13 protein-coding genes and 1 pseudogene are annotated in these 13,667 nt (G+C 61.0%); 11 read left to right on the forward strand and 3 right to left on the reverse strand.

Features of this window, described 5'->3' with window-relative positions; genetic code table 11:
- Window positions 1-210: 210 nt before the first annotated feature.
- Window positions 211-672, reverse strand: a complete 462-nt coding sequence (locus tag DNK10_RS10165) for a hypothetical protein (RefSeq protein ID WP_131180949.1) — start codon at window positions 670-672, stop codon at window positions 211-213.
- 342 nt (window positions 673-1,014) lie between these two features.
- Here DNK10_RS10165 and DNK10_RS10170 point away from each other — a divergent pair.
- From DNK10_RS10170 to DNK10_RS10185, 4 genes and pseudogenes are all read left to right on the forward strand, one after another.
- Window positions 1,015-1,349, forward strand: a pseudogene (locus DNK10_RS10170) (cytochrome d ubiquinol oxidase subunit II); the annotation flags it as partial.
- On the forward strand, window positions 1,349-1,492 hold the full coding sequence (locus tag DNK10_RS10175; protein WP_131191462.1) for a DUF2474 domain-containing protein: 144 nt from the start codon (window positions 1,349-1,351) through the stop codon (window positions 1,490-1,492). The pseudogene DNK10_RS10170 and the gene DNK10_RS10175, both read left to right, overlap by 1 nt.
- Before the next feature lie 1,155 nt (window positions 1,493-2,647).
- Window positions 2,648-4,090: a TldD/PmbA family protein gene (locus DNK10_RS10180; protein ID WP_131191463.1), complete on the forward strand. Its 1,443-nt coding sequence runs from the start codon at window positions 2,648-2,650 to the stop codon at window positions 4,088-4,090.
- Window positions 4,090-5,409 (forward strand): TldD/PmbA family protein, encoded by a 1,320-nt coding sequence (locus DNK10_RS10185; protein WP_131191464.1) that lies wholly within the window; start codon window positions 4,090-4,092, stop codon window positions 5,407-5,409. The genes DNK10_RS10180 and DNK10_RS10185 overlap by 1 nt, the downstream gene beginning before the upstream one ends.
- A 133-nt stretch (window positions 5,410-5,542) precedes the next feature.
- Here DNK10_RS10185 and DNK10_RS25855 read toward each other — a convergent pair whose 3' ends face one another.
- Window positions 5,543-5,683, reverse strand: coding sequence for a hypothetical protein (locus DNK10_RS25855; protein WP_165493649.1), 141 nt, complete (start codon window positions 5,681-5,683; stop codon window positions 5,543-5,545).
- Between the two features lie 23 nt (window positions 5,684-5,706).
- Window positions 5,707-6,828 (reverse strand): methyltransferase, encoded by a 1,122-nt coding sequence (locus DNK10_RS10190; protein ID WP_131191465.1) that lies wholly within the window; start codon window positions 6,826-6,828, stop codon window positions 5,707-5,709.
- Between the two features lie 313 nt (window positions 6,829-7,141).
- Between DNK10_RS10190 and DNK10_RS10195 the strand changes: the two genes are divergently transcribed.
- The 7 genes from DNK10_RS10195 (at window position 7,142) to DNK10_RS10225 (ending at window position 13,609) form a co-directional block, all read left to right on the forward strand.
- A complete protein-coding gene (locus tag DNK10_RS10195) occupies window positions 7,142-8,131 on the forward strand; it encodes a DctP family TRAP transporter solute-binding subunit (protein WP_131191466.1) in 990 nt (329 codons plus the stop codon).
- Window positions 8,132-8,324: 193 nt separating this feature from the next.
- Entirely contained in the window at window positions 8,325-9,023 is a 699-nt protein-coding gene (locus DNK10_RS10200; RefSeq protein WP_131191467.1) for a GntR family transcriptional regulator, read from the forward strand.
- 240 nt (window positions 9,024-9,263) lie between these two features.
- Window positions 9,264-10,163, forward strand: coding sequence for a transporter substrate-binding domain-containing protein (locus DNK10_RS10205; RefSeq protein ID WP_131191468.1), 900 nt, complete (start codon window positions 9,264-9,266; stop codon window positions 10,161-10,163).
- Window positions 10,164-10,233: 70 nt separating this feature from the next.
- The gene (locus tag DNK10_RS10210) at window positions 10,234-10,971 is read left to right on the forward strand and encodes an amino acid ABC transporter permease (RefSeq protein WP_131191469.1); all 738 of its coding nucleotides are present in this window, start codon (window positions 10,234-10,236) and stop codon (window positions 10,969-10,971) included.
- Window positions 10,972-10,973: 2 nt separating this feature from the next.
- Complete coding sequence (locus DNK10_RS10215) at window positions 10,974-11,666, forward strand: amino acid ABC transporter permease (RefSeq protein ID WP_131191470.1); 693 nt, start codon at window positions 10,974-10,976, stop codon at window positions 11,664-11,666.
- 12 nt (window positions 11,667-11,678) lie between these two features.
- A complete protein-coding gene (locus tag DNK10_RS10220) occupies window positions 11,679-12,407 on the forward strand; it encodes an amino acid ABC transporter ATP-binding protein (RefSeq protein WP_131191471.1) in 729 nt (242 codons plus the stop codon).
- 20 nt (window positions 12,408-12,427) lie between these two features.
- Window positions 12,428-13,609, forward strand: a complete 1,182-nt coding sequence (locus DNK10_RS10225) for a glycine hydroxymethyltransferase (protein ID WP_131191472.1) — start codon at window positions 12,428-12,430, stop codon at window positions 13,607-13,609.
- Window positions 13,610-13,667 lie beyond the last annotated feature (58 nt).

The raw sequence follows: 13,667 nt of genomic DNA on the forward strand, positions 1-13,667 counted from the left end.
GTCCGGCTACTTGCTACGGAATAGATTCGGTAGGGCGTATTAGCCGAAGGCGTAATCCGCCGCATGAAGGCGACAACATTGTTCGCGGTAAACGACGGATTACGCTTCGCTAATCCATCCTACAAACCTTGATCCGTCTTGCCGCGTTTTGATGTAGCCGTATCTCTCAAGCTCGATCAGCATAGAGGGTTGTGATGAAGGAGCGGTGATTTATACAGGTGACTTGCCCATTTTCGACATGAGTTCAAGCAGCCTGCTATCACCCATGATGGATTCTTTCATTTGCTGACGCAGCGACTCACTAAACTCCTTATTAACAATCGTCGCTTCGTAGTGAGCATCTACGCCTTCAATTCCATTCGATTTAAGAACCGAGCTATAGTGCTGGTCAATGAGGTTCGCATATTCGATACGTTCTGATTCAGACGATAGCCTGCCAGTGCTTTCATTAGACGCCAGAGGAGATGCGCCAATGACAGGTTTGACTACATTCATGTACTGCGCCTGCCAGCCAGGAATTTGATATTTTTCGACACCAGACGAAGCGTTGCCTGTTGTACTTTTCCCAGCGCTGTCGTCAAAGGCAGCCTTCCTTCCTTCGTCCGAAATCGATACTGTATCCGATGAGCTTACGCCCGTATTTTTGATCGCCGCCTGAGAGTCCTTTTCCACGGATGCTCTTTGAGACGCGGTATACGAAGTGCTGAATGCTGAGCTTACATTGCTGATTTGCATATGAGTCCTATCCGCTTTCCCTTTGGAAAGCCTTAATCCCTTATCAGTACCCTGCTTAGCTTCCTACTGTCGACCACGCTAAGCTCAAGGTCACTACAACCCCGTAGTAGCAAAGCAATTGTTAGGTGCTTTTCACTCTGCAAGAGATGCTATACAAGATGCGGGCCAGAATCTCTCCACGCCTGTAATTCCTGGGCTGCGCGTCGTTTAGGATGATGGAGGGGGGGTACGGTTGCCTAGGAGCGGCAATTTCCTGCCGCCCCCGGAAGCTGAGAACCCGTGCCCAACCTGTTCTGGTTTCTGCCCGTGCCGCTGCTGGTGCTGGTGCTGGCGAGCTTCTTCTACCTGCTGCGCTCGGTGGCCAATTACGACAACAGCAAGCCGTTCGTGCTGACCCTGGTACTGATCTTTCTCGGTTACAGCGGCCTGGGTATCAGCCTGTGGCCGACATCGTGCCCGGCTCGCTGACCATCTGGCAGGCCGCCGCACCACCGCAGAGCCAGGGCTTCGCCCTGGTCGGCGCGCTGTTCATCATTCCTTTCGTTCTCGTCTACACCGCGTGGAGCTACTACGTATTCCGCGGCAAGGTGACGCCTGACCAGGGGTACCACTGATGAATCGCACAACTGAAAAGAAACCGCTCTGGCAGCGTATCGCCTGGCTGGCAGGCATCTGGACGGTGAGCGTGCTGAGCCTGGGGGCTCTGTCGTACCTGTTGCGGCTATTCATGAATGCGGCGGGGTTGAGTACGCCGTAACGACGCACCCGTAGGGTGGATGGCGTTTTATCCATCCACCATGGGCTCAACCGTGATTTGTCCTGGGTTACGCGCATTGAAAATGGTGGACAAGCTTCGCGTTGTCCACCCTACATGTCCGGGCTACTTGCTGAAGTCCCAGGGAGTACGGATGGCTCCGGTAGGGTGGATGACGCTTTATTCATCCACCATGGGTAACCGTACGTTTTGGGCTACGTGCCTTGAAAACGGTGGACAAGCTTCGCGTTAGCTACGCGCCCCGGTTCACCCTACGCAGATCCGGGCTACTTGCTACGGAATAGATTCGGTAGGGCGTATTAGTCGAAGGCGTAATCCGCCGTATGAAACCGACGAAGTTGTTCGCGATAAACGACGGATTACGCTTCGCTAATCCATCCTACAAAAAATGATCCGTCTTGCCGCGTGTTAACCCGTCCCAGTGAGCAAAGCGAACGGTTGAGTTAGTTGTTAGGCTTTTAGCCACTCGCTCAGCAGTGAAGCGGTGTACGGCTCGATAATTTTAATTACCCAGAAAAACAATGCCAGTTTCAATGCCAGGATGACCCAAAGCAGGAAACTATATCGGCTATGCCTTAGCCAGCCGTCTAGGAATTTAGGGCCAACGAATACAAACCAAAGTACTGGGAACACTAATAATATTGAAGTGAGCCAGTTTTCGATGGTGCCAGGCTTTACAGTAATTATGGCTAGTGGAATACATGCGAGTATATGCCATAAGCGAGTATGGCTTTTTTTATATAGCGGAATATTCAGCGGTTTTGATGGCATTCGATAGCCTAACTATAAATAGACACCAAATGGTGCATAACCACCCGAGCGGGCTTGGTGGATAACATTCCGTGTTCCTTCTGTGAATCCTTTCTAAAGGGGGCTGATGATACCGATGACCGTATAAGGCCGTTATGCAGCATGCGAGGCAAAGCCATCTCGCTCGGTCAGGCGTGAGAGCGAATCTGGCCTCGACACTAAGCCATCAGAACGCTATCTGTCCATGATGAGCGAGCGCGTTCAATGGTCACTCATTTCCCGGCCGGTCAGTCTGGATTGTCTGCCAGCCGCACTTGCCCCCACAGTTGATCCACCCGCAACGTTGTTCCCATACTGCCCCCTTTGCCGCCAGCCAGAGGGAGTCCGATGTTCGCCTTCAGCGAAACCCTGCAACGCCGCTTCGCCGCCCTGCACTCGACAGCCGACTTCTGGTCGCTGCGCCATGTGCGGGAAACCACCGAGCGCTATTGGGTGCGCCGCAACGTGGCGCTGGCGCCGTCGTTCGGTGACGATGCCGGCGCCATGCTCAGCGTGCGTATCGCCGGCGTGGAAGCCTACGCGGCTACCAGCGATCTCAGCCAGGCTGGCCTGCAGGCGGCCCTCGACAAGGCCGAGCACCTGGCGCGGCAGCTGGCTGGTCGCAACCTGCTCGATGTGCACGAGTTGCCGCAGCCCCATGAGCAGGTGGATGACATCATGCCCGGCTATGAGCGATCCCTGGCCAGTGCGGCGCACTGGTACGAGCTACTGGCTGCGGAGTCAGCACGGGTGCCCCGCGATGATCGCCTGGTGGACTGGTACGCGGGACTGAGCTTTACCGCCACTGAGCAGATCTACCTCAACAGCGCCGGCGCCCGTTTGCGTCGTGCCCAGCACTACGTGTTCCCGCAACTGGGGGTGACCGCCAGCGATGGCGCCGACAGCCAGAGCCGCAGCTTCGGCGGTACTCACCTGGCTCGCCAGGGCGGCGCCGAAGTGATCGATCAGCTTGGCCTGGTCGGTACCGCCAGCCGTATCGCCGACGAGGCGCTGCAACTCCTGCTGGCACCCAACACGCCGAGTGGCCCGCGTGAGCTGTTGCTGATGCCGGATCAGATGATCCTGCAGATCCACGAGTCCATCGGCCATCCGCTGGAGCTGGATCGCATCCTTGGCGACGAGCGAAACTTCGCCGGTACCAGCTTCATCCGCCAGGAGGACTTCGGCCACTACCGCTACGGCTCGCCACTGCTCGACGTGACCTTCGACCCGGGCGTGCCCGGCGAACTGGCCAGCTATCGGCATGACGACGACGGTACCCCGGCGCAGCGCCAGTACCTGATCCGCGAGGGCATCCTGCAGCGCCCCCTCGGCGGCGCACTGTCGCAGTGGCGCAGCGGCCTGGAGGGCGTCGCCAACAGCCGCGCCTGCAGCTGGAATCGGCCGACCCTCGACCGCATGGGCAACCTCAATGTCGAGCCTGGAACACAAAGGTTGGAGGAACTGATCGGTGGCATCGAGCGTGGCATTCTGATGAGCAACAACCGCTCCTGGTCGATCGACGATGCGCGCAACAAATTCCAGTTCGGCTGCGAGTGGGGCCAGTTGATCGAGAACGGCGAACTCAAGGGTGTGGTAAAGAACCCCAATTACCGCGGCATCTCCGCGCAGTTCTGGCGCAACCTCAAGGCTGTCGGCGATGCCGGTACCTTAGAAGTGCTGGGCACACCGTACTGCGGCAAGGGCGAGCCCAACCAGGTGATTCGCGTCGGCCATGCCACGCCCGCGTGCGTGTTCGCCGATATCGACGTTTTTGGAGGGGCCGCCTGATGGATGCTCGTCGACACTTCACTGACTTGCTCGCTTACCTGAATACCCGACTGCAGGCAGGCGAGGGGTTCACCCTGGAATATCAGGCCGAGTCCTCTGATTTCATCCGCTTCAACCATGCCCGTGTGCGCCAGGCTGGCCAGGTGCAGCAGGCGTACGCCACCCTGGCGTTGTATCAGGGCGAACGCCATGGCGACTTCGAGCTGGCCCTGAGCGGGGTGATCGAGGATGACCAACTGCGGCTCGACCAAGCGCTGCAGCGCCTGCGTGCGGTACTGCCGACGCTGACCGACGATCCCTACCTGCGCCTGAACCGTGAAGCCTGGCGCAGTGAGATCGCCATCGGCCAGGACATTCAGGACAGCGAAGCCGCCATCGCGCAGATCAATGAGGCTGCGGCGGGGCTCGATCTGGTCGGCTTCTATGCTGCCGGGCCGCAGTACCAGGGCTTCGCCAGTTCCTGGGGCGCCTTTGGCTGGCATGCGGCGAGCAGCTTCAACTTCGAATTCAGTCTGTTCCATGAAAATGGCCAGGCGGTGAAAAACAATTATGCCGGCGAGCGCTGGGATGCCCAGGTTTTCGCCCGCAAGCTGGATTTCGCCCGTGAACAGTTGCAGCACCTGGGCAAGCCCGCTCGTGAGCTGAAACCGGGTGCTTACCGTGCCTACCTGACCCCCGCGGCATTGGAAGAGTTGTTCGGCCTGTTCGCCTGGGGTTTTTCCGCCCAGGCGCTGGCCACCGGCGGTAGTCCATTGCAGCGGCTGTTCGCCGGTAGTGCCAGCCTGAGCGATAAGGTGACCCTGGATGAGCGTATCGAAGGTGGTCTGGCGCCGGCTTTCACCCGCGAGGGGCCGCGTCAGCCTCTGCGACTGCTGAGCGAAGGGCTGCCCGGCGAGCGCCTGGTCAGTTCACGCAGCGCGGCCGAATACAGTCTGATCGCCAACGGTGCGGGGAGTGGTGAATATCCCTTGTCGCTGCGCATGCACGGCGGCGATCTGGACGAGAACGATGTCCTGCAACGACTCGGCACCGGGCTGTATATCGGCAACCTGTGGTACAGCAACTTCTCCGACCTGCCCGCCGGGCGTCTGACTGGCATGACCCGCTTCGCCACCTTCTGGGTCGAGGACGGCTGCATCCAGGCGCCGGTCAATACCATGCGCTTCGACGATTCGCTGTTCGATTTCCTTGGCCCGCATCTGGAAGCCCTGACTCGCGAGCCGGAGCTGCTCCTGCCCAATGGAACCTACGGCGCCAGGCAGACCGGTTCCATGGCATTGCCGGGGGCGTTGCTGTCTCGGTTTACCTTGACCTTGTAGAGCGGTGTTGCCCGCTCCTGGGTATCGCTGCGCTCAACCGCAGGCTACGAGGCTTTGGTAGCCCGGCGCTGAGCGCAGCGATGGCCGGGGAAGCGGTTGTGAGAATGCAGAATTCGCAAGCTGGTCGCCGAGATTATTTGAGCCAGCGGCTCAGTTTCTCTTTAGCTTGGGTGTGACTATAGATCCGGTTTTCTGCAATTGCCTGTTCACCGCGAGCGAGAGCAAGCAGAAGCTCTTGCTTGCGCTCATTGCTGATTTTCTGTGGTGTGTTCATGAAGTTCCCCAATAGGACTGAGTTTACTTCGTCGCCTTGAGCACCACGAACTTCGGCGTTGCCGCCACCTGCTCGACGCCGCGGAACAGCCGCGCCAGTTTGGCGTGGTAGCCCAGGTGGCGGTTGCCGACGATCCATAGTTCGCCGCCCGTGACCAGGGCGTTGCGGGCTTGCTGGAACATCCGCCAGGCGAGGAAATCGCCGACTACTTGCTGCTGATGAAAGGGCGGGTTGCACAGCACCAGATCCAGCGAGTCGGCAGCCTGCTCGGCAAGGCCATCACCGGCGCGGATGGTCACCGGGCGCTCGCCGAGGGCAGCTCGCCAGTTTTCCGCGGCGGACTGCACGGCCATATAGGATTCGTCGACCAGAGTCAGCTCGGCGCTGGGGCTGCTCAGTGCATAGGCGATGCCCAGTACACCGTTGCCGCAACCGAGATCGGCCACCCGGCGATTGTCCAGATGGCGCGGCAGATGGGGCAGAAAGGCGCGGGTGCCGATATCCAGCCCTTCGCGGCAGAACAGGTTGGCGTGGTTGCTCAGCTCGATGGCCGGCTTGTCCAGGCGGTAACGCGTCGGGTAGGGCGACTTCGGCGTCGCTTTGGTTTCCGGCGTGGCGTGCAGCAGACGGGCTTTTTTCACCGCCAGTGAGGCCTGCACCGGGCCGATATAGCGCTCCAGCAGATCACCGGCCGCCCGGGGCAGGTGCTTGATCATGCTGCCGGCGATCACCTGTGCGCCTGGGGCCAATTGACCGTGCAGGCGGATCAGTTGTTCCTCCAGCAGGGCCAGGGTTTTCGGTACCCGGATCAGCACCAGGTCGAACGGCCCGCTGGTGGGCTCGCTGGCCGGTACGAAGGTCACCGCATCCGCCGCCAGGCCATTGCGCGCCAGATTCAGGCGCAGGGCGAGGTGGCCGAGGTGCGAATCGCCACTGCTGGTTACCTGGGCGCGACCGGCCAGGGCACAGCCCAGGGCGCCGAAGCTGTCGTTGAGCAGCAGTGCTCGCGTCGTACCTGACAGCCCCTGCACCTGCTCGAGCAGATAAGCGTCGGCGGCATCGAAGGCCTGCAGCGGCATGCCGGGTTGCTCGGGCTGGCGCTGCAGTTCCAGGGTGGCGAAGGGAGTGACGAAAGACGACGACATGCTGATCTCGTGGTGGTGTGGCGGGGCGCATTCTGCCACGGTGCGGGCATTGAATCTTCAAGCTGTGCAGCAGTTGGCGTTATTGCAGCTTGTTCCGCGACCGGGGATCGACAAGAATCGCGCCCCTGCCGAGACGGTCGGGTACCACTGACCCATGCGCCGCAGCCCCTCCAATAATAGTCGGACTCCCGCGCCATGCGCTGGGCGCAGCCGACAGCGCTTTACCGATGCCTCGTTGAGGTCACTCGATAACCCATTCCTTCAGGTGCCTGCCTCGCGCATGCGCCTTTGCCTGCCATTGCCAAGGTGTTGCATGTTCAAGTCCGTTGTCACCATTGCCCTGTCGGCCCTGCTGCTGATCGGCACGTCGGTTTCCGCCGCCGAACCCATCGTCATCAAATTCTCCCACGTGGTTGCCGAAGACACGCCCAAGGGCCGTGGCGCCCTGCTGTTCAAGCAGCTCGTGGAGCAGCGCCTCGGCGACCAGGTGAAGGTCGAGGTCTACCCCAACTCCACCCTGTTCGGTGACGACGACGAACTGCAGGCCCTGCGTGATGGCAAGGTGCAACTGCTGGCGCCGTCGCTGTCGAAATTCGATGCTTATACCAAGCAATTGCAGGTGTTCGATCTGCCGTTCCTGTTCGACGACCTGGACGCGGTCAAACGCTTCCAGAAACGCGAGAAGAGTCGCGAACTGCTGCGTTCCATGGCCAGCTACGACATCTACGGTCTGGCTTACTGGAACAACGGCATGAAGCAACTTTCCGCCACCCGTGCGCTGAAGTTGCCCGCCGATGCCAAGGGGCTGGCCTTCCGTATCCAGCCATCGCCGGTACTGGAGGCGCAGTTCGCCCAGCTCGGTGCCAGCGCTAGCAAGATCGCCTTCAGCGAAACCCTGGCGGCTTTGCAGAAGGGCGTCGTACAGGGTGCGGAAAACCCCTGGTCGAACCTGGCCAGCCAGAAGCTCGACAGCGCACAGCCGTTCATCACCGAAACCAACCACGGCTCGCTCAACTACATGCTGATCAGCAACTCCAGGTTCTGGGTCAGCATTCCGTATCAGGTACGCGTACAACTGGAGGCGATCATCGAAGAGGTCAGCTTCAAGGTGAACCAGGATGCCGAAGAGCAGAATCGCAAGAGCCGCGAGCAGATCGTCGCCAGCGGTCACAGCCAGATCCTGCCGTTGACCGCCGAGCAGCGCGAAACCTGGCGCGAAGCGATGCGCCCGGTCTGGCAGGCCTTCGAAGCCGAGGTCGGTGCCGATGTGCTGCGCGCAGCGCAGACGGTCAACCGTCGTTGATTGAACGGGGCTCTCTCGTGGATTGATGGCGATTCGCGACGACTGTCATGGACGTTGCTCCGAGAACTGCAGTTGGCCGCTCGGGGCAGGTTCCTCTGGACAAGCGTCAGCGTCGGTGGCTAAGTCTCATCCGTTGAGCCAGAGAGGGGAGAGCCTCATCTCCGGTTTTTTATGGCATGGCCGAGAGACTAGTTTGAGCGTTTCAGAAGCAAGACCCATCCAGCGGCGAACGCTGCACAGCGAGATCGTCGACCATCTGCGCGAGCTGATCGTCAGCGGTGAGCTGGAACCGGGACAGAAAATTCCGGAAAAGACGCTGTGCGAGCGCTTCGATATTTCCCGCACGCCTTTGCGCGAGGCGCTCAAGGCGCTGGCAGCCGAAGGCATGATCGAGCTGCTGCCGCAGCGCGGTGCGCGTGTGGTCACCATCACCGATGAAGAGCTGCAGGAGCTGTTCCCGATCATCGCCAGCATCGAGGCGCTGGCCGGAGAGCTGGCTTGCGCGCAGATCAGCGATGCGCAGCTCGAGACCATCCGCACGCTGCACGAGGAGATGATCGAGGCCTACAGCGCATCCCGCTCGCTGGAGTATTCGCGGCTCAATCGTGCCATCCACTTCGCCATCTTCGAAGCGGCGGGCAATGCCTCGCTACTGGTGCTCTATCGCAACCTCGAACTGCGCATCCGCAATATCCGCCATACCGTGCGCCAGGCCCCCAGGGACTGGAAAGAGGCGGTGAGCGACCACGAGAAGATCCTGCAGGCACTCTGTGCCCGTGATGGCACGCGATTGGCAAAAATCATGCGTCAGCACGTCATGAACACGGCACGCACAGTGCGTCACTCCATCGATGAATTACAGGTTTCCCAGGTCGCACCAGAACGGTTCTGATGCGGGCGGCTTGCCCTGATTTGGATACCTTTATCCTGATTTAAATGCGCGATTTCCGGGTATTTGCATTAAAAATTGCCCTAACTTTGCACAATTAAAATGAATTCATTATTTATTATTCTTTTTTGTTGACGTGACTAAGTAGGCTCGACAGCATGATCCGGCGATGCCTTGCAGGCACGTCGGCCCCCTCGAAGGGATATGGCCGCAGCGCGATAACTTATTCCAGAGGGCAAATCCATGAAGAATGTTCTTGCAGCTTCATCGCTCGTGCTGATGCTCGCCGCGGCGGGTGTGTCGGCTCAGGAAGGCACGCTGGCCAAGATCGCCGAGTTGGGCGAGATCAGCATCGGTCACCGTGACGGTGCCGTGCCGTTTTCCTACTATGACGACCAGCAACGGCCCATCGGCTATGCCATGGATCTGTGCGCGAAAGTCGTCGATGCGCTGAAGGTCAAACTGGACAAGCCCGACCTCAAGGTAAGCTACCTGCCGGTCACCGGCGCGACCCGCATGCCGCTGCTGGCCAACGGCACCATCGACATGGAGTGCGGCACCACCACCAACAATGCCGAGCGTCAGCGTCAGGTGACCTTTTCCAATACCTATTTCGTGGCGGGTGTGCGCATCCTGTCGAAGAAGAGTGCACCCGTCGAGAGCATGGCGGACGCCAAGGGCAAGACCGTCGTCACCCTGGCCGGCACCACCAGCGTGAAGGTGATCAGCGAGGCGAATGCCGCGCAGAACCTGGGCCTGAAAATCCTCACCGTGAAGGATCTGGCCGAAGGCATGCTCACCCTGCAAACCGAGCGTGCCGTGGCGCTGATCTTCGATGACGTGTCGATCGCCGGTGCGGCTGCCACCTCGAAGACCCCCGACGACTATGTGATGTCCAGCGAGCCGCTGTCGGTCGAACCCTACGGCATCATGCTGCGTCGCGACGACGAGCCCTTCAAGCAACTGGTCAACGCCACGCTTGATGAGCTGTATGCCAGCGGTGAGATCACCGCCATCTACGACAAATGGTTCGTGCAGGCGATTGCGCCGCGCGGTATCAACATGAACTTCCCGATGTCCAACCAGCTGCAGAAGGTCATCGCTCAGCCTACCGACGATCCGAATCCCGATCTGTACCGCTGATCGAGCGTCGCCAAACCCGGTCGGCGATGCCTGTCGCCCGGGCCATGACATGCACTGGACGGGCTAGGCCATGAGTTATAACTGGAACTGGTGGATCTTCTTCGAGCCGTCGCTCGATGGCACCAATACCTACCTGATGACACTGCTCTGGGGTGCCGGCTGGACGGTCGCCACGGCCATCGGTGCCTTCACCATCGCCTTGCTGCTCGGCTCGCTGGTCGGCGTGGCGCGTACTTCGCCGCTGGCCTGGCTGCGTGCACTGGGCACCGGCTTCGTCGAGGTGTTCCGCAACATTCCGCTGTTGGTGCAGATGTTCCTCTGGTACTTCGTACTGCCGGAACTGCTGCCCGACGATCTGGGGCGCTGGTTCAAGCAGGTGCCCAACGCTGCGTTCTATACGGCTGTGATCTGTCTGGGCTGTTATCACGCTGCGCGTATGGCCGAAGTGGTGCGCGCCGGCCTGGAAAGTCTGTCCAGCGGCCAGCGCATGGCGGGTCTGGCCATGGGGTTGACCCTGGTGCAGACCTACCGCTACGTGCTGTTGCCCATGGCCTATCGCATCGTCGTGCCGGCCATCACCTCCGAATTTCTCAGTTGCACCAAGAACACCTCGGTGGCCCTGGCGATCGGCCTGATGGAGCTGACCGGCAGCGCCCGGGCGATGCAGGAGAACAGCTTCCAGACCTTCGAAGCCTTCACCGCGGCGACCACCCTGTACCTGCTGCTCAACCTGATCATCGTCTTCGCCATGCGTGCCGTCGAGCGCAAGGCCGCTGTACCAGGCTACGGCCTGCGTAAGGAGAGCTGAACATGTTTGGCAGTTTCGATCTGGGGGTGGTGATCGACTCGCTCCCCTATCTATTCCTCACCGGGATGAGCTTCACCCTGACGCTCACCGTTCTGGCGACCCTGGGCGGCATCCTTTTCGGCTCGCTGCTGGCGGTGATGCGCCTGTCGCGTTATCGCGCGCTGTCGCTGTTCGCCGGCGGCTACGTCAACCTGCTGCGCTCGCTGCCGCTGGTGCTGGTGATCTTCTGGTTCTACTTCATGATGCCGTTCGTGGCGCAGTGGGTGACCGGCGCGTCGCGGCCGATGCGCATCGATCCGTTCTGGTCGTCGGTAATCACTTTCACCCTGTTCGAGGCATGCTACTTCTGCGAAATCATCCGCTCCGGCATCCAGTCGCTGCCCAGGGGGCAGACCCAGGCCTCCATGGCGCTGGGCATGACCGGCCGGCAGAGCCTGTTCAACGTGGTGTTGCCCCAGGCGCTGCGCAACATGCTGCCGCTGATGCTCACGCAGACCATCGTGCTGTTCCAGGACACCTCGCTGGTCTACATCCTGTCGATCACCGACTTCCTCGGCGCCGCGGCGAAGATCGCCCAGCGTGACGGTCGCCTGCTGGAGATGTACGTCTTCGCCGCGCTCGTCTACTTCGTGATTTCCCTGCTCGCCTCCCATGCCGTACGCCGCCTGCAAAAGCGCGTCGCCATCATTCGCTAAGGTGCCTTCGCCATGATAACGATCAGCGATGTCTGTAAATCCTACGGTTCGTTCCAGGTGCTGTCGCACTGCTCGACCTCGGTCGCCAAGGGCGAGGTGGTGGTGGTCTGCGGCCCTTCCGGCTCCGGCAAATCCACGCTGATCAAGACAGTCAACGGCCTGGAGCCGATCGACAGCGGCGATATCGTCGTCGACGGCATCAGCCTGACGGCGAGGAGCACCAATCTGCCTGCGTTGCGCTCACGTGTCGGCATGGTGTTCCAGCACTTCGAGCTGTTCCCCCACCTGTCGATCATCGACAACCTGATGCTCGCGCAGATCAAGGTGCTCAAGCGCGGCAAGGCCGAGGCCGAGCGCAAGGGCCTGCAGCTGCTGGAGCGGGTTGGCCTGACCGCCCATGCGCACAAGTTTCCCGGTCAGCTGTCCGGCGGCCAGCAACAGCGCGTGGCGATCGCCCGCGCTCTGGCCATGGATCCGGTGGTGATGCTGTTCGACGAACCGACTTCGGCGCTCGACCCGGAGATGGTCAACGAGGTGCTCGACGTCATGGTGCAACTGGCCCATGAGGGCATGACCATGATGTGCGTGACCCACGAGATGGGCTTTGCGCGAAAGGTTGCCAACCGGGTGATCTTCATGGATCGCGGTGAGATCGTCGAAGACGCCGACAAGGATGATTTCTTTGGCAGCCCGCGCAGCGAAAGGGCTCAGCAGTTCCTCTCGAAAATTCTTTCTCACTGAAGCCTGACGAGTCTCAATTCATGGAACTACCCAACGAGCAGCAATTGCTGAGCATGGCCGCTGAGCGCGGTGCGGCGCTGAGTGATGGCCGTGTGGTGCTGTACGCCGGTGCCAACCTGCCCAGCGAAGAGGCCCGACGTGCCTATGCGCCGGAGCTGAGCGCCTACCCGGCGATGGGGCCGAGTTTCGCCAAGGAACAGCCGGATACCGACCTGGTCTCGGGGCTGGAAATTGCCGTGCGCGAGCGCATCTGCGGCCTGTTCGACGCTGCCTGGGCCGAGCCACGCCTGCCCAGTTGCACCATCGCCAACCTGGCGGTGTTCCATGCTTTCTCCCGGCCAGGCGACCTGCTGCTGGCGCCGGCCGCCGCCCATGGCGGGCACCTGAGCCAGCGCCGTGGCGGCACGCCGGAATTGGCCGGGCTACGGGTCGCCGACCTGCCGTTCGATACCCACGCCTGCCGCCTGGATGCAAAGGCCGCTGCCGAGCAGGTGCGCGAGCTGCGCCCGGCATTGGTGATGCTGGGGCGTTCGGTGATCGTCACTCCCGATGATATCGAGCCGGTGATCGCGGCTGCCCGTGAGGTCGGCGCGAAGACCATCTACGATGCCTCCCACGTTTCCGGTCTGATTGCTGGCGGCACCTTTCCCAATCCATTGGCGCTGGGCGTCGACATCCTCACCAGCTCCACCTACAAGACCCTGCCCGGTCGACCGCATAGCCTGATCGCCGGGCGTGATGTCGCCGATGGCGAGCGCCTGGCGTGCTTTATCGACCGGGCGCTGCTGGCCAACTACGATGCCGGCAAGCTGCCCGCCTTCCTGGTCACCCTGCAGCAGGCGCAAGCCGATGGTGGCGCCTATGCCAGGCGAGTCTGCGCGGCCAGCGAGACTTTCGCCCAGGTACTGCGCGAACGGGACGTGGCGGTGATCGCGCCAGCGCCGGGCGAAGTCTTCACCCATCAGGTGCTGGTGCCGATGAGCCCGATGTCGCAGGCAGCGCAGGAGATGAAGGCACTGGAACTGCTGGGCATTCTGGTCGGCACCTGCGCCGACCCGACCACGCCCGGCGGCTATGCCTTGCGCGTCGGTACCCAGTTCATCGTCGCCCAGGGGCAGGACGCCCAAGTGACCGACATCGCCCGGCGCCTGGCCGCGGCATTGCGCAGGGCGGGGGACGGGCGCATGGTCGTGAAGGGCTAATTGCGAGCCAGAAGTTGATCGATAAGACGCTACAAGGCGGGAGCAGCCGGTCGGTGAC

The sequence above is a fragment of the Phytopseudomonas daroniae genome, assembly GCF_004327275.1.
Classification (GTDB): Bacteria; Pseudomonadota; Gammaproteobacteria; order Pseudomonadales; family Pseudomonadaceae; genus Aquipseudomonas; species Aquipseudomonas daroniae.